General features: G+C 61.7%; 29 protein-coding genes, 1 tRNA gene and 1 pseudogene. 18 read left to right on the forward strand and 13 right to left on the reverse strand.

From position 1 onward, the window contains the following. Window positions 1-109: 109 nt before the first annotated feature. On the reverse strand, window positions 110-3,625 hold the full coding sequence (carB, locus tag CAK95_RS13795) for a carbamoyl-phosphate synthase large subunit (protein ID WP_425349689.1): 3,516 nt from the start codon (window positions 3,623-3,625) through the stop codon (window positions 110-112). A 153-nt stretch (window positions 3,626-3,778) separates the two neighbouring features. Between carB and CAK95_RS13800 the strand changes: the two genes are divergently transcribed. Further along, window positions 3,779-4,936 carry a YihY/virulence factor BrkB family protein gene (locus CAK95_RS13800; protein WP_086088434.1) on the forward strand — a complete coding sequence of 386 codons (1,158 nt, stop codon included), beginning with the start codon at window positions 3,779-3,781 and terminating at the stop codon, window positions 4,934-4,936. On the opposite strand, the gene CAK95_RS13805 is transcribed toward CAK95_RS13800, so the two are convergent. From CAK95_RS13805 to CAK95_RS13825, 5 genes and pseudogenes are all read right to left on the reverse strand, one after another. Then, on the reverse strand, window positions 4,937-5,302 hold the full coding sequence (locus tag CAK95_RS13805; protein WP_086091408.1) for a DUF4180 domain-containing protein: 366 nt from the start codon (window positions 5,300-5,302) through the stop codon (window positions 4,937-4,939). Window positions 5,303-5,405: 103 nt separating this feature from the next. After that, window positions 5,406-5,480: transfer RNA gene (locus CAK95_RS13810), tRNA-His, on the reverse strand. An 83-nt stretch (window positions 5,481-5,563) separates the two neighbouring features. Then, entirely contained in the window at window positions 5,564-6,253 is a 690-nt protein-coding gene (locus CAK95_RS13815; RefSeq protein WP_157699622.1) for a class I SAM-dependent methyltransferase, read from the reverse strand. A gap of 113 nt (window positions 6,254-6,366) precedes the next feature. Further along, window positions 6,367-6,575: pseudogene (locus tag CAK95_RS13820) on the reverse strand (hypothetical protein). Between the two features lie 9 nt (window positions 6,576-6,584). After that, window positions 6,585-7,106, reverse strand: coding sequence for a cupin domain-containing protein (locus CAK95_RS13825; protein ID WP_086088436.1), 522 nt, complete (start codon window positions 7,104-7,106; stop codon window positions 6,585-6,587). Window positions 7,107-7,182: 76 nt separating this feature from the next. Here CAK95_RS13825 and CAK95_RS13830 point away from each other — a divergent pair, with 76 nt between their 5' ends. Further along, on the forward strand, window positions 7,183-7,395 hold the full coding sequence (locus CAK95_RS13830; RefSeq protein WP_183044278.1) for a GDCCVxC domain-containing (seleno)protein: 213 nt from the start codon (window positions 7,183-7,185) through the stop codon (window positions 7,393-7,395). Between the two features lie 6 nt (window positions 7,396-7,401). Here CAK95_RS13830 and carA read toward each other — a convergent pair whose 3' ends face one another. Further along, window positions 7,402-8,595, reverse strand: a complete 1,194-nt coding sequence (gene carA, locus CAK95_RS13835; protein WP_086088437.1) for a glutamine-hydrolyzing carbamoyl-phosphate synthase small subunit — start codon at window positions 8,593-8,595, stop codon at window positions 7,402-7,404. A gap of 54 nt (window positions 8,596-8,649) precedes the next feature. Between carA and CAK95_RS13840 the strand changes: the two genes are divergently transcribed. Further along, entirely contained in the window at window positions 8,650-8,979 is a 330-nt protein-coding gene (locus CAK95_RS13840; RefSeq protein WP_086088438.1) for a YnfA family protein, read from the forward strand. A gap of 12 nt (window positions 8,980-8,991) precedes the next feature. Continuing rightward, window positions 8,992-9,444 (forward strand): GatB/YqeY domain-containing protein, encoded by a 453-nt coding sequence (locus CAK95_RS13845; protein WP_086088439.1) that lies wholly within the window; start codon window positions 8,992-8,994, stop codon window positions 9,442-9,444. Window positions 9,445-9,611: 167 nt separating this feature from the next. Here CAK95_RS13845 and CAK95_RS13850 read toward each other — a convergent pair whose 3' ends face one another. Then, window positions 9,612-10,310 (reverse strand): helix-turn-helix transcriptional regulator, encoded by a 699-nt coding sequence (locus CAK95_RS13850; RefSeq protein ID WP_086088440.1) that lies wholly within the window; start codon window positions 10,308-10,310, stop codon window positions 9,612-9,614. Between the two features lie 84 nt (window positions 10,311-10,394). Between CAK95_RS13850 and CAK95_RS13855 the strand changes: the two genes are divergently transcribed. Both CAK95_RS13855 and CAK95_RS13860 read left to right on the forward strand, forming a co-directional pair. Then, entirely contained in the window at window positions 10,395-11,150 is a 756-nt protein-coding gene (locus CAK95_RS13855) for a glutathione S-transferase family protein (RefSeq protein WP_086088441.1), read from the forward strand. Between the two features lie 71 nt (window positions 11,151-11,221). Continuing rightward, entirely contained in the window at window positions 11,222-11,590 is a 369-nt protein-coding gene (locus CAK95_RS13860) for a hypothetical protein (protein WP_086088442.1), read from the forward strand. Window positions 11,591-11,649: 59 nt separating this feature from the next. Here CAK95_RS13860 and CAK95_RS13865 read toward each other — a convergent pair whose 3' ends face one another. Beyond that, the gene (locus CAK95_RS13865; RefSeq protein ID WP_086088443.1) at window positions 11,650-12,552 is read right to left on the reverse strand and encodes a LysR family transcriptional regulator; all 903 of its coding nucleotides are present in this window, start codon (window positions 12,550-12,552) and stop codon (window positions 11,650-11,652) included. 98 nt (window positions 12,553-12,650) lie between these two features. Between CAK95_RS13865 and CAK95_RS13870 the strand changes: the two genes are divergently transcribed. The 7 genes from CAK95_RS13870 (at window position 12,651) to CAK95_RS13900 (ending at window position 17,610) form a co-directional block, all read left to right on the forward strand. Beyond that, window positions 12,651-13,301, forward strand: a complete 651-nt coding sequence (locus CAK95_RS13870; protein WP_086088444.1) for a pyridoxamine 5'-phosphate oxidase family protein — start codon at window positions 12,651-12,653, stop codon at window positions 13,299-13,301. Between the two features lie 217 nt (window positions 13,302-13,518). After that, window positions 13,519-14,400 (forward strand): IclR family transcriptional regulator, encoded by an 882-nt coding sequence (locus tag CAK95_RS13875; protein WP_198343843.1) that lies wholly within the window; start codon window positions 13,519-13,521, stop codon window positions 14,398-14,400. A 31-nt stretch (window positions 14,401-14,431) separates the two neighbouring features. After that, entirely contained in the window at window positions 14,432-15,373 is a 942-nt protein-coding gene (locus tag CAK95_RS13880; RefSeq protein ID WP_086088446.1) for a dihydrodipicolinate synthase family protein, read from the forward strand. A gap of 90 nt (window positions 15,374-15,463) precedes the next feature. Further along, window positions 15,464-16,444, forward strand: a complete 981-nt coding sequence (locus CAK95_RS13885; RefSeq protein ID WP_086088447.1) for a Bug family tripartite tricarboxylate transporter substrate binding protein — start codon at window positions 15,464-15,466, stop codon at window positions 16,442-16,444. Between the two features lie 157 nt (window positions 16,445-16,601). Further along, on the forward strand, window positions 16,602-16,838 hold the full coding sequence (locus tag CAK95_RS29205; RefSeq protein WP_147413663.1) for a hypothetical protein: 237 nt from the start codon (window positions 16,602-16,604) through the stop codon (window positions 16,836-16,838). A gap of 2 nt (window positions 16,839-16,840) precedes the next feature. Then, a complete protein-coding gene (locus CAK95_RS13895) occupies window positions 16,841-17,131 on the forward strand; it encodes a hypothetical protein (RefSeq protein ID WP_086088449.1) in 291 nt (96 codons plus the stop codon). A 2-nt stretch (window positions 17,132-17,133) separates the two neighbouring features. Continuing rightward, entirely contained in the window at window positions 17,134-17,610 is a 477-nt protein-coding gene (locus CAK95_RS13900) for a phage holin family protein (protein WP_342588008.1), read from the forward strand. Between the two features lie 39 nt (window positions 17,611-17,649). On the opposite strand, the gene ppa is transcribed toward CAK95_RS13900, so the two are convergent. Continuing rightward, a complete protein-coding gene (gene ppa, locus CAK95_RS13905) occupies window positions 17,650-18,180 on the reverse strand; it encodes an inorganic diphosphatase (protein WP_086088451.1) in 531 nt (176 codons plus the stop codon). A 244-nt stretch (window positions 18,181-18,424) separates the two neighbouring features. On the opposite strand from ppa, the gene CAK95_RS13910 reads away from it, so the two are divergent. Further along, entirely contained in the window at window positions 18,425-20,575 is a 2,151-nt protein-coding gene (locus tag CAK95_RS13910) for a PQQ-dependent dehydrogenase, methanol/ethanol family (protein WP_086088452.1), read from the forward strand. A gap of 108 nt (window positions 20,576-20,683) precedes the next feature. Here the strand turns inward: CAK95_RS13910 and CAK95_RS13915 are convergent, their stop codons facing one another. Beyond that, the gene (locus tag CAK95_RS13915; RefSeq protein ID WP_086088453.1) at window positions 20,684-21,340 is read right to left on the reverse strand and encodes a hydrolase; all 657 of its coding nucleotides are present in this window, start codon (window positions 21,338-21,340) and stop codon (window positions 20,684-20,686) included. A 100-nt stretch (window positions 21,341-21,440) separates the two neighbouring features. Between CAK95_RS13915 and CAK95_RS13920 the strand changes: the two genes are divergently transcribed. Together CAK95_RS13920 and CAK95_RS13925 are read left to right on the forward strand one after the other, a co-directional pair. Beyond that, window positions 21,441-22,367, forward strand: a complete 927-nt coding sequence (locus CAK95_RS13920) for a LysR family transcriptional regulator (RefSeq protein WP_086088454.1) — start codon at window positions 21,441-21,443, stop codon at window positions 22,365-22,367. Window positions 22,368-22,451: 84 nt separating this feature from the next. After that, window positions 22,452-23,309 (forward strand): sulfotransferase family protein, encoded by an 858-nt coding sequence (locus tag CAK95_RS13925; RefSeq protein WP_086088455.1) that lies wholly within the window; start codon window positions 22,452-22,454, stop codon window positions 23,307-23,309. 19 nt (window positions 23,310-23,328) lie between these two features. Here CAK95_RS13925 and CAK95_RS13930 read toward each other — a convergent pair whose 3' ends face one another. After that, window positions 23,329-24,120, reverse strand: coding sequence for an N-formylglutamate amidohydrolase (locus CAK95_RS13930; RefSeq protein ID WP_086088456.1), 792 nt, complete (start codon window positions 24,118-24,120; stop codon window positions 23,329-23,331). A 178-nt stretch (window positions 24,121-24,298) separates the two neighbouring features. Between CAK95_RS13930 and CAK95_RS13935 the strand changes: the two genes are divergently transcribed. Together CAK95_RS13935 and CAK95_RS13940 are read left to right on the forward strand one after the other, a co-directional pair. Further along, the gene (locus CAK95_RS13935) at window positions 24,299-25,177 is read left to right on the forward strand and encodes a transglutaminase family protein (protein ID WP_086088457.1); all 879 of its coding nucleotides are present in this window, start codon (window positions 24,299-24,301) and stop codon (window positions 25,175-25,177) included. 145 nt (window positions 25,178-25,322) lie between these two features. Next, window positions 25,323-26,129 carry a transglutaminase-like domain-containing protein gene (locus CAK95_RS13940; protein WP_086088458.1) on the forward strand — a complete coding sequence of 269 codons (807 nt, stop codon included), beginning with the start codon at window positions 25,323-25,325 and terminating at the stop codon, window positions 26,127-26,129. 34 nt (window positions 26,130-26,163) lie between these two features. Here the strand turns inward: CAK95_RS13940 and CAK95_RS13945 are convergent, their stop codons facing one another. Beyond that, window positions 26,164-26,517: a lysozyme inhibitor LprI family protein gene (locus tag CAK95_RS13945; protein WP_086088459.1), complete on the reverse strand. Its 354-nt coding sequence runs from the start codon at window positions 26,515-26,517 to the stop codon at window positions 26,164-26,166. Window positions 26,518-26,556 lie beyond the last annotated feature (39 nt).

The raw sequence follows: 26,556 nt of genomic DNA on the forward strand, positions 1-26,556 counted from the left end.
GACGCAAAAAAGACAAAAGTGTTGATCGCAAGCCGGCCATTCTGCCCGGCACGCGATCGAAACTCCTGTCCAGAAATAACCGCCACCAACACGCCAAGCGGCGTCTGGTTCAGTTCCGACTGCCGAAATAATTCTGCAGCGCGCGGACCTCGAGGTCACCCTCGAGAAAGGCTTTTATTCCTCTGGCCGCCGCGACGGCCCCGGAAAGAGTGGTGTAGTACGGCACTTTATGCAAGAGGGCAGCGGCCCGGAGCGATCGGGAGTCCGCCAGGGCCTGGGCCCCCTCGGTGGTATTGAAGACGAGCTGGACCTCGCCGTTCTTGATCGCATCCACGATATGGGGCCGGCCTTCCAGTACCTTGTTGATCTTGGACGACGGGACCCCTCGCTCATCAAGATAGCGCTTGGTTCCCGATGTGGCGATGATCTTGAAGCCCAGTTCGGACAGCATCCCCAGGGTTTCGGTGATCCGCGGCTTGTCTTGGTCGCGGACGGATACGAACACCGTCCCGGCCCGGGGAACGCGGGTTCCACCGCCCATCTGGCTCTTGGCAAAGGCGATGTCAAAATTCCGGTCGAGGCCCATGACCTCGCCGGTGGACTTCATCTCGGGTCCAAGGACGGTATCCACGCCGGGGAAGCGTGCAAACGGGAAAACGGCTTCCTTGACGCCGATATGATCAAAACGCGGTGGTTGCAGGTTGAAGCTGGCCAGCTTTTCGCCGGCCATGACCCGCGAGGCGATTTTCGCCACCGGCAGGCCGATCACCTTGGCGACGAACGGCACGGTCCGCGAGGCGCGCGGATTGACTTCGAGCACGTAAATCTCGCGGTCCTTGATCGCGTATTGCACATTCATCAGCCCGCCGACTTTCAGCGCCAGCGCCAATGCACGGGTCTGCCGTTCCAGTTCGGCGATCAGATCGGCATCGAGTGAATGCGGCGGCAACGCGCAGGCGCTGTCGCCTGAATGCACACCGGCTTCCTCGATATGCTCCATGATGCCGGCGATGAAAGTGTCCTTGCCGTCGGCCAGGCAATCGACATCGACCTCGACGGCATCCGACAGATAGCGGTCGAGCAGCAGCGGCCGTTTCTTCGACACCACAAGCTCGGACGGACGATCGAGATCGCCGGTCAGCCGATGCAAGTAGCGATCGAGTTGATGCGTATCGTGCACGATTTCCATCGCGCGGCCGCCCAGCACGTAAGACGGACGGATCACGATCGGGAAACCGATCTGGCCGGCAATCTCACGCGCTTGCTGCGGCGAGGTTGCAATCGCATTCTGCGGCTGTTTCAGGCCGAGCTTGTCGAGCAGCTTCTTGAAGCGGTCGCGGTCTTCCGCAAGATCGATCATGTCGGGCGAGGTGCCGAGGATCGGCACGTGCGCTTTTTCCAGCGCTTCGGCCAGCTTCAGCGGCGTCTGGCCGCCGAACTGCACGATCACGCCATGCAGCGTGCCGTTGCTGCGCTCGATATCGATGATTTCAAGGACGTCTTCTGCTGTGAGCGGTTCGAAATACAGGCGATCCGAGGTGTCGTAGTCGGTCGACACCGTTTCCGGATTGCAGTTGACCATGATGGTTTCATAGCCCGCATCTTTCAGCGCGAAGCAGGCATGACAGCAGCAATAGTCGAACTCGATGCCCTGGCCGATGCGGTTCGGCCCGCCGCCGAGGATCACGACCTTCTTCTTGTCGGACGGCGCGGCCTCGTTGGACGGCGTGCCGGCGAAGGGCGCCTCATAGGTCGAATACATATACGCCGTCGGTGACGCGAATTCGGCGGCGCAGGTGTCAATGCGCTTGAACACCGGGCGGACATTCAGCGCGTGCCGTTTCTGCGTCACCTCGGCGGTGGTTTGCCCAGTCAGCTTGGCGAGCCGCGCATCGGAAAAGCCCATGGCCTTCAGCCGGCGCAAGGCGCCCGGTGTTGAAGGCAAGCCCTTCGCCTTGATCGTTGCTTCCATATCGACGATGCCGCGGATCTGTTCGAGGAACCACGGATCGATCTTGCAGGCAGCATGGATCAGGTCGTCATCCTGGCCGAGCCGCATCGCCTGCGCGACCTTCAAAAGGCGGTCCGGCGTCGGCGTACCGAGCGCAGCGCGGATCGCGTTCTTGTCGTCGCCTTCTTCCAGGCCTTCGATGGCGATATCGTCGAGACCGGTCAGGCCAGTTTCCAGCGAACGCAAGGCCTTCTGCAGCGATTCCTGGAACGTGCGGCCGATTGCCATCGCTTCGCCGACCGACTTCATCGAGGTGGTCAGGACTTGCGAGGCACCGGCGAATTTCTCGAACGCAAAGCGCGGGATCTTGGTGACGACGTAATCGATTGTCGGTTCGAACGAGGCGGGCGTCGCGCCGCCGGTGATGTCGTTGGCGATCTCGTCGAGCGTGTAACCGATCGCAAGCTTGGCCGCGACCTTGGCAATCGGGAAGCCGGTCGCCTTCGAGGCCAGCGCCGAGGAGCGTGACACGCGCGGATTCATTTCGATCACGACAAGCCGGCCATCCGCCGGATTGACCGCGAATTGCACATTCGATCCGCCGGTCTCGACACCGATCTCGCGCAGCACCGCCACCGAGGCGTCGCGCATCATCTGATATTCTTTGTCGGTCAGCGTCAGCGCCGGCGCCACCGTGATCGAATCGCCGGTATGAACGCCCATCGGATCGAGGTTTTCGATCGAGCAGATGATGATGCAATTGTCCGCCTTGTCGCGGACAACCTCCATCTCATATTCCTTCCAGCCGAGCACGGATTCCTCGATCAGCACTTCGGTGGTCGGCGAGGCGTCGAGCCCGCTCTCGATGATCTCCAGATATTCTTCGCGTGTGTAGGCGATGCCGCCGCCGGTACCGGCCAGCGTAAAGGACGGGCGGATGATCGCCGGCAATCCGATCACAGACAGCGCTTCCAGCGCCTCGATCAGACCGCGTTCGATATAGCGCTTCTTGCGCTCGGCATCGCCCGCAGACCAGGTGGCCTCGAAGGCGGCAATCGCCTTCGATTCTTCCGCGGCGGGAAGCCCGCGGGCCTTGATCGCATTGATTTCGGCTGTGTGCTTCTCGCGATCCGCATGTTTGAGGCCGGTCGCATTGGCCAGTGCAGAACGCGGCGTCTCCAGCCCGATCTTGTGCATGGCCTCGCGGAACAGCTCGCGGTCCTCGGCCTTGTCGATCGCCTCGGCAGTGGCGCCGATCATCTGCACGTTGAACTTTTCGAGCACGCCCATGCGCTTCAGCGACAGCGCGCAATTCAGCGCAGTCTGGCCGCCCATGGTCGGAAGCAGGGCGTCCGGCCGCTCCTTCTCGATGATCCTGGCGACGATTTCGGGGGTGATCGGCTCGATATAGGTGGCGTCGGCCAATTCCGGGTCGGTCATGATCGTCGCCGGATTGGAGTTGACCAGGACGATCCGGTAGCCTTCTTCGCGCAAAGCCTTGCAGGCCTGCGTGCCGGAATAATCGAATTCGCAGGCCTGCCCGATGACAATAGGGCCCGCGCCAATGATCAGGATCGATTTTATGTCGGTTCGTTTCGGCATCGGCTCCGCTATCGGCACATAAAAAAAGGGCGCGCTTTGCGCGCGTCCCGTGTGTGCCCCGGCCCGAGGCATATGGCCTCGCGCGGGCCGGTGTCTAGACCAGAATCGGGGAAGGGGGAAGGCGCAAGACGCCGATTCCGGCAACTTTGGCCACAGCTTTGCGTTGGGTGCATGCCCAAGAGATGTCCAAGAGGATGCCTAAGGGCGGCATAGCGAGACCGGACGATGGCCGCCCGCAAGCGCTCGAAAAATCGACCACATGGCGTTCCGGTCTGGGTGAGCGGCTTGGCGCTGGCGGCGGCGATCGGGCTGGCGGCCTATTTCGAAAAGCCCCGCAAAGGGATACCGCCAGCCCGTAAGAGCGCCTCCAATCGCCCGTTTGGCGAAGCGAGGTCGTCGGACGAGCCGCGGGCACTGCAACTTCAGCGGGCCGCTGAGCGCGGCCGCGGGCGCCGCGCACTCTCCTTGGTCCACATCCCGATCGAGGGCTGGCGAGACATCGTCTGGCGCACCGTTGCCGAGATCGGCAACGACCGGCTGCTGGCGGTCGCCGCCGGTGTTGTTTTTTACGGCCTGCTGGCTCTGTTTCCGGCCATTACGGCGCTGGTTTCGTCCTATGCGCTGTTCGCGGACGCGGCGACCATCGGCAAACACCTCGCTTTTGCTGCCGCGCTGATGCCGGCCAGCGCCTTCGGTATCGTCGAGGAACAGATCACGCGCATCGCGCAAGCCGGTGGCGGCCAACTCAGTTCGGCCTTCATCGTCGGATTGTTGTTGGCGATCTGGAGTGCGAATGCCGGCATGAAGGCGATGATCGACGCGCTCAATGTCATCTATGACGAGACCGAGAAGCGCAGCTTCATCAAACTCAATTTTCTGTCGCTGGCGATGACGCTTGGCGTGCTGGCTTTTCTTCTGATCGCCATCGGCGCGGTGGTCGTGTTGCCGCTCGTGTTTTCTTGGCTTGGCATCGAGAGTTGGGGACAATGGGCGGTGGCGTGGTTGCGCTGGCCAGCGATCATGATCGTCATCGCGTTCGCTCTGTCCGTGCTTTACCGCTTTGGGCCGAGCCGGCGCCAAGCGAAATGGCGCTGGCTTAGCGTCGGCGCGGTGGTGGCGACCCTGTTATGGGTGGCCGGTTCGGCGCTGTTCTCATGGTATCTCTCGAACTTCGCCGATTACAACGCGACCTATGGCTCGCTCGGCGCCGGTATCGGCCTGATGATGTGGCTGTGGCTCACCTCCATTGCCATTCTGATCGGCGCTGAACTGAATGCCGAGATCGAGCATCAGACCGCGCGTGATACGACCGTCGGTCATGCCAAACCGCTGGGTGGGCGCGGCGCCGAGATGGCCGATACCGTCGGCGCTGTGCAGGATTGATCAGCCGGCGAGACGCGCTTCCAACTCGGCCATATCCTTCACGAACCAGAGCTGCTGCCCGCGATTGGCTTCGTAGACAAAGTCGTGCAAAGCCTTGCTCTGCGCAATCTGTGGCGAGAGGTCGCCGACAATGGCAAGACGCACTTTGTAATTGGCGAATTTCTGCACCACGTCACCGGCGAGCCGTGTGTTAAGGCGCAGAAAGTCGTCGCCAAGCCGGGCGACGGGGATCGCCACCAGCGTCGCGCTATGCGCGAAGGCCGCGCTGAGCAGGTCGTTGGCATCGCGTTCATGCGCGAGCTTGGGTCCCTCCGCATCGCAGATCAGAACGTGATCGGTGTGAATGTCTTTGGCGATGTCGGACATCATGGCTTTCTGGATTGTGGCGCGAACAAAATTATCCGCGGGATGAGGTGTCTCTGCCAAATAAAAGGCGGGACTCGTGCCGATCGAGTCCCGCCTTGGAATTTGGAGGCTCGGCCAGGATTCGAACCTGGCTATTAGGTCTTGCACGACCCCTGCGTTGCCGCTCCGCCACCGAGCCGAGGGCACGATAACCGCCGCGTGATCGGCATCAAGTTAAACCAATCGTTAACCACAACAGGCGTGGTTAACGTCAAGGCATGATCAACGTGGGATCGCGACGAAGGTCATGCGCGTCTGCAGATGGCCGATATTTGGCACATGCCGGTGCGCCCGATAGCCGGCGCGTTCGAGCGTCTTGCGCATCTCGTCCTCGCTGTAGCGTGACAGACCGGCATCCTTGCGCAGCTTTGCGTAATCGGACAGCGCCGTCCGAAACAGTCCCGCGACCGCCGCAAGAAAAAATCCCTCGCGCCAGCCGAACTGCAGCAGCGCCAGCGCATCCTTCCAGGCCGGTGTGTCCGGCTGCACCACATCGCCGATCACGAATTTTCCGCCCGGCTGCAGCAGCCGCCGAAACAGCGTCAGCAACGTGTCGAGCTGCGCGGGTGACAGATATTGCGATACCGAATGCATGATCACGACGTCGAATGAACCGCCCGGCAGCGCGGCAACTTCGTCCGGCGACATCACCGCGATGTAGCGTTCATGCGCCACGCGCCGCTTCAGCGCTTCGGCGAGATTCGGTGCAGCCTCGCATAATGTCAGCGTCTCGGCTTCGCGGACGAGGCGCTCGGCATAGGCCGCCTCGCCGCAGCCATAATCCAGCACGCGGTCGCTGCGGGTGATATGCGCCATCATGCCGTCGCCGGTGATGCGGGCATGCACTTCGCGATGGCGCGCGTTCACATAGATCGAATGGTCGGAATCGAAGAACGAAACCCAGTCGGACATGGACACGCTGTCTCCATCGACATCCCCGATGTTGACCGGGCGATGCGGCAATTGCCGGACAAAGGAATGGATGCCCCGGCTTTGCCAGGGATGACAAGGGGCAACGGCGCGCTTTACGAATATTCCTTGTCGTGTATCGGCGCCTGTGGCCATTCGCGGTCGAGAGATTCCCGGTATTTGACGCAGCCGCGCAGGAATTTCGGCCAGGGAGGCACCGCAATGCCGCTCGGAATCGGCTCGGGCAGCAGGCCCCATAATTGCGGGTGATGCCAGTACAGGTCATGCCGCTGCTGTCGCGATGCGCGCGAATGCCGGCCCGCAGCCGCGCTCCTTATCGCCATGCATGCAGCAACGGACCATCTCGTCCGAAGATGGGATCCTTGTCTGGCAGCGGTACCGTTGGAATCGCCTGCAAGGCCTTCGCGCGTTCGGTCGCCGAGGCGAGACAAAGATCGTAGGTGCCGGCTGGCGGATAGGCGCCGATCAGAACGAAGTCGGATGACGTCGTCAGGCCATGATGGCCGGTACCGGCGGGCAGCACGACCGCATCGCCGGCCGCGATGTCGATTTCTTCGCCGTGATTGCCGCCGAACCGGACCGTCGCTTTGCCGCGTGCGACGGCAAGCGCTTCATGGATACGCGAATGGTAGTGCACATAAGGATAGATGCCGTTGCGCCAGCCATCGCCCCAGCCATTCTTTGCAAAAGTCATCTCGATCACCGAAGCCGGGTCTCTGGTGTCGGTCAGATCGAAGACGTTCGGGTAGAGGACAAGCGGCAACGTCGGATTGTTCGGGATGATGCCGTCATCGGCGAACAGAAAAGTGCGGACTTTGGTTCCGGCGCTCGGCATGGCTTACCAGAACGCGGGCGCGGCCGATGCGTTCCGCCGTTGCGGTCTGTTTGGCGATGACACAAAATGTCGGGCCATGGGCCAGATCGTCAATCAATCGATCCTGACATGCCCCTCCTGCGGCCATGCCGAACAGGAAGACATGCCGGCCGACGCCTGCGTCTTCTTCTATGACTGCAAAGGTTGCGGCGTTCGCCTCAAGCCCAAGCCCGGCGATTGCTGCGTGTTCTGTTCCTATGGTTCGGGGCCATGCCCGCCGGTCCAGGCTGGCGGGGATTGCTGCACGTAACCGCGATCAGGCTGCCTTGCGCTTGTGCTCGCGCATCATGTCGACGAAGCGCTTGAACAGATAATGGCTGTCGCGCGGGCCGGGCGAGGCTTCGGGGTGATACTGCACCGAGAAGACCGGCTTGTCCTTCAGCGCGATGCCGCAATTGGAGCCGTCGAACAGCGATACGTGCGTCTGCTCGACATTCTTCGGTAGCGAATCCTTGTCCACCGCAAAGCCGTGATTCATCGAGGTGATCTCGACCTTGCCGGTGGTCAGGTCCTTGACCGGATGATTGGCGCCATGGTGGCCCTGATGCATCTTCATCGTCCTGCCGCCGAGCGCGATGCCGAGCATTTGATGGCCCAGGCAAATGCCGAAGGTCGGCATGCTGCTCTCGATCATGGTCTGGATCACCGGCACGGCATATTCGCCGGTCGCCGCCGGATCGCCCGGGCCGTTGGAAAGGAACACGCCGTCCGGCTTCAGCGCCATGATGTCTTCGGCCGAGGTCTTGGCCGGCACCACGGTCACCTTGCAGCCCTGCGAGGCGAGCAACCGCAGGATGTTGCGCTTCACGCCGTAATCGATTGCGACCACATGGAATTCCGGATTCTCGAGGCGGGAATAGCCTTCATTCCATTTCCACTCGGTCTCGTCCCAGGTGAAGCGCTGGCCGCTCGTCACCATCGGAACGAGATCCATGCCTTCCAGGCCGGGCCATTCGCGCGCTTCCTTTTTCAGCGCTTCGATGTCGAACTTAGCCGAAGGCTCATGCGCGATCACGGCGTTGGGCATGCCCTTTTCACGGATGAGGGCGGTCAATGCGCGGGTATCGATGCCGGCGAGGCCGATAATGCCGCGGGCCCGCAACCATTGGTCGAGGTGGCGGGTGGCGCGGTAATTGGATGGATTGGTAATCGACGAATGCAGGATGACGCCGCGCGCACCGGGCGTCGCCGCCATGTTGACCGTTTCGATATCGTCGTCGTTGGTGCCGACATTGCCGATATGCGGGAAGGTGAAGGTGATGATCTGCCCGGCATAGGACGGATCGGTGAGGATTTCCTCATATCCGGTCATGGCGGTGTTGAAGCAGACTTCGCCGACGGCGGAGCCGGTTGCGCCGAGGCCTTCGCCTTCGAGAATGGTGCCGTCAGCCAGCACCAGCAGGGCCGTCGCCTTTGGCTCGGTCCATCCGGAATCGTGTAATGTGCTCATGAGCGGCCTCAATAATCGCATGCGGCGCGAAAGCCAATAAGTGGAAAGCCTTTAATGTCGGTCCTTGTGTATATAGGCGCGGCTTTGGCCGAAATTGCGGGCTGTTTCGCGTTCTGGGGCTGGCTCCGGCTGGAAAAGCCGTTCTGGTGGCTGGTTCCGGGCGTGGTATTCCTCGTCCTGTTCGCCTATCTCCTGACTTTGGTGGAATCGCCCTTTGCCGGCCGGGCCTATGCGGCCTATGGCGGCGTCTATATCGCCGCTTCGCTCGCATGGCTCTGGGCCGTGGAGGGAGCAAAACCCGACCGCTGGGATGCGTTCGGGTCCGCCATCTGCTTTCTGGGCGCCGTGGTGATCCTGTTCGGACCGCGCGCCGCAACACACTGACACGAGGTCTTCATGCTGCGCGACGATATCAACAATGCCCTGAAAGAGGCGATGAAGGCCAAGGACGAGCGCAAGATCTCGACGCTGCGCCTCGTCAATTCCACCTTCAAGAATGCCGACATCGAGGCGCGCGCCAGCGGCAAGACGCTGGGCGATGCCGAACTGCTTCCGGTGCTGCAGAAGATGATCAAGCAGCGCCAGGAATCGAAGGAACTGTACGAGAAAGGTGGCCGCCCGGAACTCGCGCAGCAGGAAGGCGAGGAGATCGCGATCATCTCCGCCTATCTGCCCAAGCAGATGTCGGAAGCCGAGATGACCGCCGCCATCGATGCCGCGATCGCCGAAACCGGCGCATCGGCCATGAAAGACATGGGCAAGGTGGTCGGCCTGCTGAAAGGCAAATTCGCCGGCCAGATGGATTTCGCCAAGGCCAGCGGCATGGTGAAGGGCAAGCTCGGCGGGTGATGCAAAAAGTCTTTCGGGCATAGCAGTCCGAAGGACGGCGTCGCTTCCGCTCGCCTATGTCCCGGCCATCCACGTCTTCCTTTGCGACAAAAGACGTGGATGTCCGCGCAGACAAGTTTCTGCAGTCTGCGCAAAGCTTGACTGCAAGCGCGGGCATGACGATAACTTCAGCACTTCGCCGCGTGCATCTTCTCCAAACTCTGCCGCCACTTGCTCCGCAACACCGCCGGCCGCTCCGGATAGCGCTCCTCGAGAAATTCCGTCGTGACGATGCGGTCGGTGCGGAAATGGCGGAAGTCGTTGCGCAATTCGCACCACGCGATCAACAGCCGCACGGTGTCGTGATAGCCGATGGTGATCGGCCACACCTTGCGCTGTGACTCGCGGCCTTGTTCGTCGCGATAACTCATTGCGATCTTGCGGCCATTGCGGATCTGCGTGCGGAGCATCGGCATATCGAGCGCATCCGGCACGGCTTTCCAGGCCGGTGGTGCACCGCTCACCGGCTCGAGCACGTAAGGGCGCAACCGTTCAGGGACCGATGCTGCGATCTTCGCGATCAGGTCTTCGGCCGCCTTCGCCAAAGCCGGGTCGGCGCGGCGCGCCACCCATTGCGCGCCGAGCACTGCCGCCTCGATCTCGTCCGGCGTCAGCATCAGCGGCGGTAAATCGAAACCGGCATCCAGCACATAGCCGATCCCGGCTTCGCCACGGACCGGCACGCGCTGCCCCATCAGGTCGGCAATGTCGCGATAGATGGTGCGTTTCGATGTCTCGAGTTCCGCGGCGAGCTGATCGGCCGTCACCGGCTGTCGCGCCCGCCGCAGAGCCTGAATGATCTGGAAAAGCCTGTCTGCGCGTCTCATGAAATCCGGTTAGCCGATCGCTGCTGACACCATGTTGTCAGCAGGATGTCAGTAGGACGGAGCATCAGCAAGGAGAGACGTTCCATGGCCCCTCAGACCAGCACCACAGCTTCGACCATCACGCTCCACGGCTTCGGCCCCGGCTTCGGCCTTCCTGAAATCAGCCCCTACTGCACCAAGGCAGAGGTTCATCTCAAAATGGCGGGTCTGCCGTATCGCAAGGAAAAGGCGATGCCCGATGCCTCGCCCAAAGGCCAGCTTCCCTTCATCGAAGATGCGGGTGTGCAGATCGCCGACACGACCTTCATCCGCGCCCATATCGAAAACAAATACGGGTTCGATTTCGATCGCGGGTTGGACGCGACCGGCCGCGCGCAGGCCTGGGCGATCGAACGCATGCTGGAGAACCAGCTCGGCTGGGCCGCGGGCTATTTCCGCTGGTTGGTTCCGGTCAATTTCGCCAAAGGTCCCGCGCATTTCTTCGACGACGCACCGGAGGCGATCCGCGACAAGCTGCGCAACGACGTGCAGGCGCGCGTGGCCGAGACGATGAAAGCGGTCGGCATCGCCCGTCATTTTCCGGACGAGATCGTCTGGCTCGGCGAGCGCTCGCTCATGGCACTGTCGGCATTGCTGGGCAACAAGCGTTATCTGTTGGGCGATCGGCCGTGCGGCACAGACGCCACCGCATTCGCCGTGCTGGCGGGACTGCTTACGCCGTTTTTCGATTCCCCGCTCCGGCGGAGGGCAGAGACCTACACGAACCTGGTCGATTACACCGATCGCATGATGAGCGAGTATTTCGCAGACCATCCATGGAAACAGGCCATCGCGGCCTGATCGAATGACGCGAGTGGCTGCCGGTGTCAGCCGGCAGCGAAAGAGCTGGCGGGACGCTGCAATGCGGCGCTATGGAACGAACGAAGCCGCCAACTTCGGCGGCCTTTCCTGGGACGCTGTTCATGCTGGCCGCCGATTATGCCTTTTGGCTCGCCGTCGCATTCATTGTTGCGTGCAATTTCTATTACGGTCCGCGGATCAAGAGCGACCGCGTTGCGATGCAATGGGGGTTGGACGGAAAACCGACATGGCATGCGCCAAAGCAGATCGCGCTCTGGGGCACGGTCGCATTCGCGCTGATCGTGCGGCTGCTGATCTGGACGGCGATGACCTATGCACCATCCTGGACAAACAGTCCTGAAATCGGCCTGCTGTTGTTCTCGGTCGTGCTGGCGGCTGTCCACCTTTGGGTGTTGCGCGGAGCAGCGCAGGCAAAATAGACGGCGCCCGAAGCGATATTTCTGCCGAACCCGCGGCGAGAAATGGACGAGGAGCCTGATTATGCTGCGGCTGACCTGCGCAGCCGCGGCACTGCGAATTCCAGAAAGCTGCGCAGCTTGAGCGGCGGCCGTGTTTGCGCCGGATAAAGCACATGGATCGGCAGCGGCTCGACTTCGAAATCCTTCAGCACGATCTTCAGCCGCTTGTCCTTGATCGCCTGCGCCGCCTGATAGGACAACACTTGCGTGATGCCGACGCCGGCAATGGCAGCATCGAGCGCCGCCTCCGCGGTATTGACGGCAAGCCGCGCCTGCACCGGCACGTGACGAGTGGCACGCTTGTTCTTGGCTGCAAACATCCAGGATGAGCCTGACACCATGTTGCCGAAGGTGACGCAGGGCAGGGTGGCAAGATCGTCCGGCGTCTTCGGTGTGCGATGCGCGGCGAGAAAGTCCAGGCTCGCGCAGGCGACGCGGCGCACGAAGCCGACGCGCGTCGCCACCATGCTGCTGTCGGACAGCGCACCGATCCGCACCGCCACGTCGATATGATCGTCGATCAGGTCCGCGTTGCGATCCGACAGCACCATCTGCACGTTGATGTCCGGGAATGTCGCCAGGAAATCGTTGACCGCCGGAAGCACGTGCAATCGCCCGAACACGATCGGCGCGGCGATGATGAGGTCGCCCTTTGGCGAGACATATTCGCCGGACGCCGCACGTTCAGCCTCGCCCACCTGTTCGAGAATGTTTTTGCACGCGGCGAGATAGGCGGCGCCGGCATCGGTCAGCGCCAGCTTGCGTGTCGAGCGGACCAGCAGACGGGTGTTCAGATGTGCTTCGAGATCGGCGACCTTGCGGCTGACCGTTGGTAGCGGCACGCCGAGCTTGCGGCTGGCCGCTGAAAAACTGCCGGCTTCGACAGCGGCGATGAAGATCGACATGGCGTCGAGGCGGTCCATGTATCTCTCATGTTTCGAGAGGATAATTACCGAAAATAACAGATTATGCATTTGTTCGGTAGGGGTTATGTCGGGTTGGCCTCGAATGGAGTGCCATCATGTCCTACGGATTTCTCGACATCGCCGTCACGCCCAGTGTGAAAGCAGCCCAGGAAGCCAATGGCGCAGCAGAGCTCTGGTCCGATTTCAAAGGCAACCGCACGTTCGACCGCTTCACGGACAACGAGGCCACGTTCATTGCCGAACGCGACAGCTTCTACATGGCGACGGCGTCGGAAACCGGCTGGCCCTATGTGCAGCATCGCGGCGGGCCGAAGGGCTTTCTGCGCATGCTCGACGACAGGACGCTCGCCTTCGCCGATTTCCGCGGCAACCGCCAGTATATCAGTGTCGGCAATCTCGCAGCCGATAATCGCGCATCTCTGTTCCTGATGGATTATGCCGGCCGCCGCCGTCTGAAAATCTACGCGCGGATCGAAACCAGAAGCCTGAACGATGATCCCGCGCTGACGCAAGCGGTCGCAACGTCCGGCTATCGGGCCAAGGCGGAGCGGGTGATGCTGCTGCATCTCGAAGCGTTCGACTGGAATTGCCCGCAATTCATCACGCCGCGCTTTACGGAAAGCGAAATTGCCGAAGCCCTGGCGCCGGTCAACCAACGTCTCGAACAGCTCGAGGCGGAGAACAGGATGCTACGGGATAAGCTTGCGGCCGGCGCGAGTGACGCTCCGATGAAAGAGTCACGATAGGGCGTTGCGCCTCACGCTCGCGCGCCGGCGGTGACAGCCGTCCTTTCAGGATGATCGCACACGCGCATCCGCCTTCTGCGGCTGCGCAAAATTTTGCGCGCACCAATCACTATTCTCATCGCCTGAAATCGGCGTCTTGACGAGCCGCCGCCGGCCGTGTTTTAACCTCCCACAAATGCGAAAAATTCTTCGCAATCCGAAAAAAGGGAGAGGCGCCTTGCCGCCGAAACAGGCCAAATCCTTGCTGACCAAGCCCGCGAAAGCGCGCGGCGCATCCGGCGCCGGCTCGGCCAAGGCCGCTGCTTCGGACAAGGATCAACGCAATTCGGTGCAATCGCTCGCCAAGGGCTTCCGCATTCTGGAAAGTTTTTCGAGCGGCGCCGAAGAGATGACGCTCAGCGAGATCGCGGATGTGTCCGATCTCGATCCGGGTACGACCTTCCGCATGCTCAACACGTTGGTGTCGCTCGGCTATGTGTCGCGCATTCCCGACAGCAAACGTTTCGCGCTGACGTTGAAGGTGCTCGATCTCGGTTTCCATGCCATCGGCCGCAAGGATCTGCGCGCCATGGTGCGGCCGACCCTGCGCTCACTGGTCGACGAAGTGAGCGAAGCGGCGAGTTTCGGCGTGCTCGAAGGCGGCGATGTTCTCTATATCGAGCGGGTGCGCGCGGGCTTCACGCGGCTTGGCGTCGATATCCGCATCGGCACGCGCATTCCGGCCAGCATCTCGTCGATCGGCCAGGCGATCCTCGCCTTTCTGCCCGAGCAAAAGCTGAAGGCAACACTGGAGGCGCAACCGGCACAGGAAAACTTCATCGTGCCGCCGATCACGCGCGCACGGCTTCTGCCGAAGCTTGATCGCATCCGCAGCGACGGTTTTGTTGTCGAGGATTCGGTGATCACCGCGGGTCTTCGCATTCTGGCGGCGCCGGTGCTTGATCCCGACGGCTTTGCGCTTGGCGCCATCAGCATCGCGGCGCCGGCCGTGCGCAGTTCCGCCGATGATTTGCGCAAGCGCGCGCTCGAGCCGTTGCGCATCGCCGCCCACAATGTCGCGCGCGCCCTGGAGGCGGGCGGCACCACCGTTTCATCCTGAAACCCAAAGCACACAAAAGGGAGTAAACGTTATGGCTTGGGAATACCGTGGCATTCTGCCGGCATTGCAATTGCCGTTCGATCAGAATCTCGACATCGACGAAGCGGAGATGCGCCGCTTCGCGGAGTGGCTGGTCAGCCACAAGGGAATCGGCGGCCTTGTCACCAACGGTCATACCGGTGAAGTCTTCGCGCTGACCGCAAAGCAACGCGCGCAGGCGACGCGTCTCGCGGCGGAAGCTGCGAAGGGCAAAGTGCCGGTCGTCTCGGGCATCTGCTGCGAGGGCATCAGCGAAGCGGTCGAGCACGCGGTGATGGCGCGCGAGGCTGGTGCCAGCGCGCTCTTGCTGATGCCGCCACATGGGTGGTTGCGTTTCGGCATGACCCAGCCCGACAACGTCGTCGATTATTTTACGGCGGTCGGCAAGGGCTCGGGTCTCGACATCATCGTCCACATCTATCCGTCCTGGACGCGCGCGTCTTACAGTTTCGAAACGCTGGCGGCGCTGGCCAAACTTCCCTGGGTGAAATCGATGAAGGTCGGCACCCGCGACATGAACAAATATGCGCGCGATCTGCGCGTCATCAAGGAAGCCGATCCGTCGGTCACGGTGCTGACCTGTCACGACGAATATCTGCTGCCGACGATGGTGCAGGGCGTCGATGGGGCATTGGTCGGCTTTGCCTCGTTCATCCCGCAGATGATCATCGATCTTTATGCGGCAGTGCAGGCCGGCGATCTCAAGACAGCGGCCGCGCTGCAGGAGCGCATCAATCCGCTGAAGGATGTCGTCTATGGCGGCGGCGAGCCGACCGGCAACGCGCACGCCCGCATGAAGATGGCGATGTATCTCGCCGGCATTCTCAAGTCGCCGACGGTGCAGCCGCCGACGAAACTTCCGGTCGGCGCCGAATTGCAGGCGATCAAGGACGCGGTTCGCAACGCGGGCATGATGCAACGCGAGGCGGCCTAACCCGACAGGCGGCGGGTGTGGCATCCGACGATGCCGCGCCCGTCAGCCACAAAGATCGGGACAGCCATAATCAACAACGGGAGGAGAAATATGCTCAGGCGACGTGAGTTTGTCGTGTCTTCGCTGGCCCTGCTCGGTGGCGCTTTGCCGGCCGGCCATGCCTTCGCGCAGAAGGATTATCCGAACAGGCCCATTCGTCTCGTCGTTCCTTTCGCGGCCGGCGGCGGGGTCGATGTCTTCGCGCGCGTGCTGGCCGAAAAGCTGAAGGAGACAAAGGGCTACACTGTCGTCGTTGAAAACCGTGGCGGCGCCAATGGTGCGGTCGGCGGCGGTGCAGTGAAGCAAGCCGATCCGGACGGCTACACGCTGCTGTTCTCGGCGGCGACGCATCTGATGGCGCAGCAGGTGATGAAGAATGCGCCCTACGATCCGATCGCCGATTTCACCTCGATCGCGCGTGTCGGCGAAGCGCCGATGCTGCTGGTGATGTCGCCGAAGCTGCCGCAAAAGACGATTGCTGAAGTCGTCGCTGATGCAAAGAAGCAGCCGGACAAGTGGACCTTCGCCACGGCGGCGCTCGGTGCGCCGGGACATCTCGCAACCGTGGCGTTCAACCGGCTGGCCGGGTTGAAGCTCATGATCATTCCTTATCGCGGCACCGCTCCGGGATTGACCGATGTTGCCGCAGGCAATGTGCAGTTGATGATCGATCCGGTGCTGGCGTTGTTGCCGATGGCGCAGGGTGGACAGGTGAGAGGGCTGGCGGTCACGTCGGCCAAGCGCAGTGCGCTCGCACCCGATATCCCGACGGCGGCGGAGAGCGGTCTGCCCGGTCTCGAACAAGCCACCTGGTATGGCGTCTGGGGTCCGAAAGGCATGCCGGCCGACATCGTCACGACCCTGAATGCCGCGATCAATGAATCGATCAAGGCGCTCGCGCAGGAAGGCCGTCTCGCCAAACTCGGCATCGAGCCGGTGACGGAAACGCCAGCGCAATTTCTGGAGTTTTCGAAGAAGGATCTCGCCCGCAACACTGAGTTGTTGAAGTCGGTCGGCTTCCAGCCGGTCTGAACAATCCGGGTCAAAGAAAGCCACGATGCGCGATGGAGCGCATCGTGGCTTTCTTGCGAATGCGCTCGTTCCCGCCGATCCAACTTTGCGCCAGATCAAGCCGCCAGCCAAGGACTGTGCTTTTCTGTCTCTCCGAACAGACAGGAAAGGCAGAATCATGCAGAACTTCGAAAAGATCGTCGCAGATCTGAAGCAGGCGCGCGATGAAGCGCGCGTCAAGGCGCATCTGGGCTCGATGGCGGTTCAGGACGAGTGGCAGAAATTGGAGCATCGCTGGCAGGATTTCGAGGCGAAGGCACAGCTTGACCGCACCGCCAAGGATGTCGGCGCGGCCGTCTCGTTGCTCGCCTCCGAACTGAAATCAGCCTACGAGCGCATCAGCAAGGCCGTATAGGCATGGCCGGCAGGACCATGGAACAGGAGCTGGAAGCGTTGCGGCGAGAGCTGTCGCCAGTTCCGGTCATGGAGGATGACGGCGGCGGCCCTGCATCCGTTGACGATGTGTATGTCGACAATGACATGCGCAGCGAGATCGAGCGCGTCGTGCGGGAATTACAGACACATCTGACCGACGCCGTCGATGACGCCGAACAGGCCGTGTCGGATCATCCGGTGGCGGCGGTCGCTGCCGCCTTCCTGCTCGGCATTGCCGTCGGCGGTCTGCTCATGCGAATAGGAACGAGATGATCATGGACCGTTTCATCAACAACCTGCGTGTTCTCTGGCGGGCCGACAGCGCCATCGCCGATATCCGCCTGCGTCATGCGCTGGCGCGGTCCGGCTTCAATGCCGCTGCGGCTTTGATCGCCCTGTTCGGCCTGCTGATGCTGGAACTGGCGGCTTATTTCGCATTGCTGCAGGTGTGGGGTGCGATCGCATCAGCCGTGACACTGGGGCTGATCAATTTCGCCGTCGCCGGCATATTGTTTCTGATTGCCTCACGCCAGAAGCCGGGCCGCGAACTTGAGCTGGCGAACGAGATTCACAACTCGGCGATGCAGGCCTTGCAGGCCGATGCACGGCTTCTGCAATCCGAAGTGGCGGCATTCGGCAACGCGGTGAAGCATCCGATGGATTCTGCCCTCGGCGCGTTGCCGACCTTGATCGTGCCGCTGGCGAGCGTGTTGATCAACACGCTCAAGAAGCCGAAAAGCGAAGCGAAATAGTGAGAGCATGATTTTCCGAAAGGATCATGCTCAAACTAACTAAGCTTTCTTCGCCCGCTCGATCGCGTCGATCACGAGTTGTTCGGCGCCCTCGGCATCGAGCCAGTTCACGATCGTGACCCATTTGCCCTTTTCCAGATCCTTGTAGTGCTGGAAGAAGTGGGCGATCTGCTCGCACATGATCTGCGGCAGGTCCTTATAGCTCTGCACGCCGTTATAGAATGGATGCAGCGCATCCACCGGCACTGCGAGAATCTTCTCGTCGCCGCCGGCTTCGTCTTCCATCACCAACGCGCCGACGGGACGGCAGCGGATCACGGCGCCGGGCACCACCGGCACCTGGCTGACCACCATGACGTCGCATGGGTCGCCGTCGGCGGAGAGCGTCTGCGGGATGAATCCGTAGTTACCGGGATAGAACATCGCCGTATGCAGGAAGCGGTCGACGAACAACGCACCCGAACTTTTATCGATCTCGTATTTCACCGGCACGCCGCCGAGCGGGATCTCGATCACCGCATGAATATCCTTCGGCGGGTTGCGTCCCGATGAAATGCTCGAAATGTCCATTGATCGCTCCTGGCCGGTCCCGATCTCGCGGGGCCGGACGATACCGTCTGCAAATTTTGCCCACCGTCCTGCAGGTATAATGTCACGCGCTTGATGTTGGGCGGGCTCATCGAACACAACGCGTGGTGCATTGCAACACAGAATTTCGAACGATGAAAAAGAGGCAGACGCTGGGCGATTTTCCGCAATAGACTTCCTGAACGCAGGCCGCGGATCAAAGAGCCTGCATCAGGAAGGAGATGCCATGATCACCCAGCCTCCGGCGCGGGGATTTCTCGCGCTCTGCTCGTTTTCCATTCTGTTGACCGGACTTGTATCGACCGGACCTGTGTCGACCGGACCCGCAGCGGCCGCCGACGTCGATGGTGCCCGCATCGTCAATGCCGACAAGCAGCCGGGCAATTGGTTAAGCCACGGCCGCACCTATTCCGAGCAGCGCTTCAGCCCGCTCAAGCAGATCGATGCCAGCAATATCGGTCAGCTCGGTCTCGCATGGTCGCATGAGATCAAGAGCCGGACCGCGCGCGGGCTCGAGGCGACGCCGATTGTGGTGGATGGTGTCATGTACACCAGCGGAGCCTGGAGCCATGTGCTCGCGCTGGATGCGGGGACCGGCAAACTGCTCTGGGAGTTCGATCCGCAAGTCCCAGGTCAGTATGCCGCCAAGGGCTGCTGCGATGTGGTCAATCGCGGCGTTGCCGTCTGGGGCGGCAAGGTTTTTGTCGGCACCTATGATGGCCGTCTGATCGCGCTCGATGCCAAGACCGGCAACAAGGTGTGGGAGACGCTCACCGTCGATCAGAGCAAGGACTACACCATCACCGGCGCGCCGCGCATCGTCAAAGGCAAGGTCATCATCGGCAATGGCGGCGCGGAATTCGGCGTGCGCGGCTATGTCTCCGCCTATGACGCCGACAACGGCAAGATGCTGTGGCGCTTCTACACCGTTCCCGGCAATCCGAAAGAGCCGTTCGAAAGCAAGACCGTCGAGATGATCGCCAAGACCTGGGCCGGCGACTGGTGGAAATATGGTGGCGGCGGCACGGTCTGGGATTCGATGGCTTACGATCCCGATCTCGATCTCTTCTATATCGGCGTCGGCAACGGCTCGCCGTGGAATTACAAAATCCGCAGCGACGGGCAGGGAGACAATCTCTTCCTGACGTCCATTGTCGCGCTCCGTCCCGATACCGGAGAATATGTCTGGCATTACCAGACCGTGCCCGGCGAGGACTGGGACTATACGGCGACCCAGCACATGATCCTCGCCGATCTGCAGATCGGCGGACAGACCCGCAAGGTCATCATGCAGGCGCCGAAGAACGGCTTCTTCTACGTCCTCGATCGCGCCACCGGTGAATTCATTTCGGGCGACGCCTACGCGACCGTCACCTGGGCGAAAGGCATCGATCCGAAAACCGGCCGGCCGATCGAAAATCCGGATGCGCGGCACAGCACCATCGGCAAGCCGGGCGTTTATCTGCCGGGACCGGGCGGCGCGCATAACTGGCATCCGATGAGCTACAGCCCGCAGACCGGATATGTCTACATCCCGGTGATCGAGGCGGGCTTCCCTTATATCCCGATCGATCCAAAGGCGTTTGTGCAGCGGCCCGGTGTCGTCTGGAATCTCGGCATCGATCCGGTGAAGGCGGCCATGCCGGAAGACGAGGCGATCCGCAAGGCGATCCGCGCATCGAGCGTTGGCAAGCTGGTGGCGTGGGATCCGGTCGCGCGCAAGCCGGCCTGGACCGTCGATCATCCGCTCGCATGGAACGGCGGTCTGCTCTCGACCGCGGGCGGTCTCGTCTTCCAGGGCAACGGCAAAGGCTATTTCGTTGCCTATGATGCCGCGAACGGTAAGAAGCTTTGGGATTTCCACGCCCAGACCGGCATCATCGCTGCGCCCGTCACCTATGAAGTGAACGGCGAACAATATGTCACCGTGTCGGCCGGCTGGGGTGGTGCGATTCCCTTGCTCGCCGGCGAACTCGTGCAGGAGGCGGCGCGCGGTGGCACCAACCGCATCCTCACGTTCAAGATCGGTGCGAAGGGGACGCTGCCGGCCTTGCCGACGGTGGCCCGCGTCATCGATCCGCCGGCGATGACGGCGCCGCAGGAGGTCGTGGACATGGGGCGTGCGCATTATCAGCAATATTGCGCCGGTTGCCATGGCGACACCGTTGCGTCCGGCGGCGTCGTGCCGGATCTGCGCTATTCGCAGACATTGCCGCATGCTGATGCCTGGAAAGCCATCGTGCTGGACGGCGCGATGGTGCGGAACGGCATGGTGTCGTTCGCGACCTATCTCAAACCCGACGATGTCGAGGCGTTGCGCGCCTATGTCATCAAGCGCGCGCATGACCAGAAGGCAACGCTGGCGACGGCGAAGTAACGCGAACAGCCCCGGACGCCGTCACGGCGTCCGGGGCAACGCAGAACATGCTTATGAACCGGGAGCGGATATCGCGGGCCGCTCAACACGAGCGACCCGAGACCGTACTCAGGCTGCGCGCGTTGCCTGACCGAGCAATTGCAGTTCCCAGGCGAGAGCGACGCCGGAGCCGCCGGCATGTTGTGTGAGCACCTCGCCAAGGGCGGTGGCCGTTGCCTCACGCGCCCAGTCGCGCTGCCATTCGCTGGCCACAGCCAGCCAGGTGATCGGCGTGATCCCGGCCATGATCATGCGTTGCACAGCCATGTCGTGCGATTCGCGGCTCACACCGCCGGAGGCATCGGTGACGGCATAAACTTCATATCCCTCGCCGGCCGCCTGGATTGCCGGCATGGCGAGACAGACTTCCGACCACAGCGCCGCCATAACGATCTTCTTGCGGCCGGACTTCTTCACGACGTCAACGACATTCTTATCCTGCCACGTATTGATGAAGGTGCGATCGATCGGTTTCTGGTCGGGGAAGACATCCTGCAGACCCTTGATCAGGTAGCCGCCGCGCTGCTCGATGACCGTTGTGAGGATGGTCGGTACGTTGAACGTCTTCGCCGCCTTGGCGAGGCCGATCACGTTGTTGATCACCACGGTCGGTTCGTGACTGTGCAGGTTGGCGAACTGGAACGGCTGGTGGTCGATCAGGACCACGATCGAGTCTTCGGGGGTCAGGAGGGCGTTCAGGCCGGCTTTGGCTGTGACTTGGGTCATGAGGGTCTCCGTTATTGGTGGAGGCCATCTACCGGTTTATTTATCGTGGATTAGCCGGTAATAGTAAGAATTATTTTCAATCATCATTTGAAGGTGGCCGATGGAAAGCCTCGCCAACCTCGAATCCTTCGTCAAAAGTGCCGAATTCGGCGGGTTCTCCGCCGCCGCTCGGCGCCTCGGCCTGACCCCTGCGGCGGTCAGTCGCAATGTGGCGATGCTGGAGCGGAACATGGGCGTCCGATTGTTTCATCGCTCGACTCGCAAGCTGGCGCTGACCGACGAGGGCGAGCGCTTCCTGCAGGCGATCGGAGGTAGTCTCGAGGCTCTGCAGGCGGCCATCGCCGAAGCCTCGTGCGAGGGCGAGCCGGCCGGTATGCTCAAGGTCAGCATGAGTGTGACTTTCGGCTGTGACTATATCCTTCCGCGGCTTGCGGATTTCATGCGGCAATATCCGCACATTCGTCCGGACTATCACTTCGAAAACAGGCAGGTGGATCTGATTGCGGAGGGCTACGATGCAGCGATTGGCGGTGGCTTCGAGTTGCCGCTGGCGTTGCAGGTGCGTCTCCTGGCCCCCCTGCATGTGGTCGCGGTCGCGTCGCCGGCTTATATGCAAGGCCGTACGACGCCGGTCGATCCATCCGATCTTGCCGCGCTCGACGGCATTGTGTTGCGTTCCTCGCGCACCGGTCGCATCAATCAGCGCATCATGTGCAATGCCGCCGGAGAGGAAATGGCGGCGTTGCAGCCTGAGACCCTTGTGTTCAACGATCCGGCGGCGATGTGCAGGGCGGCGATACTCGGCCTCGGCGTTGCGCTGCTTGCCATGCCCGATGTCTTGCCGCATCTGGCACAAGGAACGCTCGTCCGCCTGTTGCCGCGCTGGTATGCCGATCTCGGCTCGATTTCGCTGTATTACCCCAGCAAGTCGATGTTGCCCGGCAAGACCCGCGCATTCATCGATCACGTCGTGGAATTATTCCGGCGCGAGCGGCTCGCCGAGCGGTTCGCCGGCAGTCTGGAATAGCAATTTGATGCAAGGCGCATCTGTGTGCCACAAGGCGGCGGCTCCGTGGGGGCGGGACCTTTAAGAGTTGGTGATCGGGTTAGGATGCAGCGTCTCAAGCGTTTCTTTCGGGCCAACAGGCGGGCCATCCGGTGGCGGATCGAGGCCGAGCCGACGCGGTGGACCAATCCCGACGCTTACCGCTTCTTCGCCACGCTGATGACGCACGGCTATCATCCCGATGGTACGATCGACGTCGTTCCGGCTCATCGGCTGATCTATGTCGGCGTGCCGAAAGCCGCGTCCAGCACCATCAAGAAATCATTGAGCCGGTTGGCCAATGGCAATGCGGAAGAGTTGCAGGCCGTGCACCGGCGGCAACAATCCGGGCTGCTCAGCCCGAGCAAAGTTGGCGTCGCGCCATTTTACAAACTTGCCACCGCGCCGGACACGCTGCGCTTTTCCTTCGTGCGCAATCCTTATGAGCGGTTGGTGTCGTGCTGGGCCGACAAGTTTCAGGGCCGTCCGCTGGTCGGCGGTGATGCCTTCGTCAATGTCTATCTCGCATATCGCAAGGCGACCGACCGCACCTTGCCGCGCGGTCGCGATGCCACGCTGCCGTTCCCGGTTTTCGTCGAGATGGCCATCGCCACCTGCATGATGCGGATCGATCCGCACTGGTCGTTGCAGGACGACATCATCAGCATGCCGGGCATCACACTCGATCTGATCGGCAAGGCCGAGACGTTCGATCAGGACTATCAGCGCGTGCTGGCGCATGTCGGCGGCGACGTCATGGGCACGCGCATGGCTGGCGGCAAGAGCTCCATGCAAAGCACGATGAATGTGTCGAAGCGCTCGCAATGCCGCGATTATTTCGATGACGCCCTGGCCAGGCGCGTCCACCGCGCCTTCGAAAAGGATTTCGACCGGTTCGGTTACTCCTCGGCTCTGCCGGATTGAGTAAAAATCAGCGCCGTGCTCATCGTCCGACGCCGTAGCTTTCGTCGCGCAGCACTTTCGCCGTCTTCAGGATGCGGCAGATGCGCTCTGCCCAAGCGCGCTGATCGCTTTCGGTCTCGATCAGGTCATGGCGGATCTCGATCGCGACATGCGGGATGCCGCGCTGCTCGCCATGCACCGGGATCGTGTAATCGGTGTCGTCGCTGACCATATAGGGCTCGTTGTCGCCGACGGTCATCGCATCTTCCTCGCGGAGCAATCGCAGAATGAAGGCGGCGAAGCGCGAGTCGCGGTTATAGAGCACACCCGAATGCCACGGCCGCTCCATGCCTTTGTAAACCGGCGTGAAGGAATGCATCGCCACCAGAAAGGCCGGCAAGTCCTCGCGCTCGCGCCGGTCCAGTTCGGTGGTGATCGCGTTGTGATAGGGCGCGAAGATCTCGCGCTGCCGCGCTTCGATTTCGCCCCGCGTCAGTTTGACGTTGCCCGGGACCGGCGTGTCCTCGCTCAGCGGCGCTATCGACGTCGGCGCTTGGAAGGGGCGATTGCAGTCGATCACGAGGCGCGAATAGGGCTGCAGGATCGCCGGCGCATCCAGCTCCTCGGCCATGAAGCGCACCACCGGTTCAATCCCGACGTCGTATGCGATGTGCCGGCGCAGTTCGCTCTCCGAGACGCCGAGGTCGCCGAGCTTTTTCGGGATGCGCCGTCCGGCATGGTCGCTCACCAGAAGGAAAGGCGACGAGCCTTCCGGTCGCAGCACCACAACCGCCGCGGGCTCCTCGGGCGCCAGAAGGGAGGGGCCGGTCATCGGTCTGCCCTCCCAAAAACTACAATTGCCCAGGATTTGTGCTCAATAATTGAACAGTCGGACGCGCATGATTCCATCATAGCCCTTGGAATATCTTGAGTTGGCCGCCAGTTTGGCTACGGGCAGAAACTGCCACGATTCTTGCTTCTTCCAGAACGGGAGGGAATTCCAGTCTGCCATGCCGATCCTGACGATCCACCACAAGACCGAATATCGCTACGCCCGGCCGGTCAGCTTCGGCGAACATCGTATCATGCTGCGGCCACGCGACGGCTATGACCTGCGGCTGATCGGCGAAGCGCTGACCATCGAGCCGACGCCGACCGCCATCCGCTGGATCAGGGACGTGTTCGGCAACACTGTCGGCATTGTGAAATTCGCCGCCCAGTCCGACCGCCTCGTGTTCGACAGCAAGGTCAAGGTGGATCATCGGCCAGTCCGGGGCCTGCATCTGTCGCCGGAGGATTACGCCTATCTGCATCCCTTCGCCTATGACGACGATGAGATGCCGGATCTCGCATTGTCGATCAATCGCAGCTTCGACGATCCCGACCGAAAGATCGAATTATGGGCGCGGCAATTCGTGCGCAACACCGGCCAGATGCGCACGCAGGATCTGCTCGCCGACATCACCCACGCGATCAAGCGCGATTTCGTCTATCGCCGCCGCTACGAGCCCGGCGTGCAGACGCCGCTTGAAACCTTGCGCAGCGGCATGGGCACCTGCCGCGACTTTGCATTGTTCATGATCGAGGCCGTGCGTTCGCTCGGTTACGCCGCACGCTTCGTCTCCGGCTATCTGCACGTGCGCGGCTCGGGCAACGAGCGCGTCGGCGGCGGCTCGACCCATGCCTGGGTGCAGGTCTATCTACCGAGCGCCGGTTGGGTCGAATTCGATCCGACCAACGGCATTGTCGGCAATCGCGATCTCATCCGCGTGGCCATCGCGCGCGAGCCGCAGCAGGCGATCCCGCTCTGGGGCAGCTATACCGGCGAGGCATCGGATCATCTCGAAATGAAAGTGAATATCAGCGTGGTGTCGGAGGCGGGGGCGTAAAGGTTGTGTGAGTGATGACATTTATCCGTTCGTCCCCGCGAAAGCGGGGACCCAGAGCAAAGCGTTCTGGATTCCCGCTTACGCGGGAATGAACGGAGGTTGGGGTTAGCTTCAAACCAAATTCACTTGGCGTAGTCACGCAAGCATGCAGATCAAGATCGGCTACGACATCGGCTATGGCGCGGATCTGGCGACGCCGATGGTCATCATGCTCAATGTGCATCCGTCGCGGCATGCCGATATCGTCGGGACTGAAGTCATTACGACGGATACGCAAACGCCGGTCACCTACTATCGCGACGGTTTCGGCAACGTCTGCGGCCGTCTTGTTCTTCCGGCGGGTGGCGCGGTCATCTCATGCCGCGCGCTGGTGCGCGATTCCGGTTTGCCGGATGTCGTGGTGCCGACGGCGATGCAGCTTCCGATCGATCAATTGCCCGACGAATGCCTCGTCTACCTCATGGGCTCGCGCTATTGCGAGACTGACAAGCTGACCGATCTCGCCTGGTCGCTGTTCAAGGATACCAAGCCCGGATGGGAACGCGTGCAGGCGATCTGCGATTACGTGCACAATCACCTGACCTTCGGTTATCACTTCGCTGCGCCGACCAAGAGCGCGCATTCGGTGCACGAGGAGCGGCAAGGCGTCTGCCGCGACTTCGCGCATCTGGCGGTGACGCTCTGCCGCTGCATGAATATCCCGGCGCGCTATTGCACCGGCTATCTCGGCGATATCGGCGTACCGCCGGTCGATGAGCCGATGGATTTCTCGGCCTGGTTCGAAGTCTATTTGTCCGGAAGCTGGTACACCTTCGATGCGCGCCACAACACGCCGCGCATCGGCCGCATCCTGGTCGGACGCGGCCGCGATGCCGCCGACGTGCCGCTGTCCAATTCCTTTGGGCGCACCACGCTGACCAAGTTTCAGGTTTATACCGATGAGGTCGGGTGACGATCGATCTCACCGCCGCGCCCCTCTCGGAGAATCATTGTCGGGTGTAGTTCTGCATGCCCCAGCGGATGCCGGCTTTCAGCGCACTGATCCGCGCCTGATAAACGCGGCGCAAACAGGCGACATTGGCGCCGCATTGGCGGCGGTCAGCCAGAAAGCGATGCGCGTCGTCCCATCGCACGCCGTTCGCGCCCATCAGGAAAGGGAAGCGCTTGTAGCTGTACCACAAGGCCGCCATCTGCGTGTCGAGTTCCGAAAGGCCGGGATGTCCGCAAACGGCCTTTTCATCCGGCATCCGGGCCTTGCTGCAATCAAAGCTTGCCGCGTCGGCCTGTGTCGCGATGGCCATCGCAACGAGAGCCAATGCTGCCAGTTTCAGACGCATCATTGTCTTCACTGTCTGCGCTCCGCTCTTTCGCTCATGAGC

Origin of the sequence: Pseudorhodoplanes sinuspersici (assembly GCF_002119765.1) — a bacterium.
GTDB lineage: Bacteria > Pseudomonadota > Alphaproteobacteria > Rhizobiales > Xanthobacteraceae > Pseudorhodoplanes > Pseudorhodoplanes sinuspersici.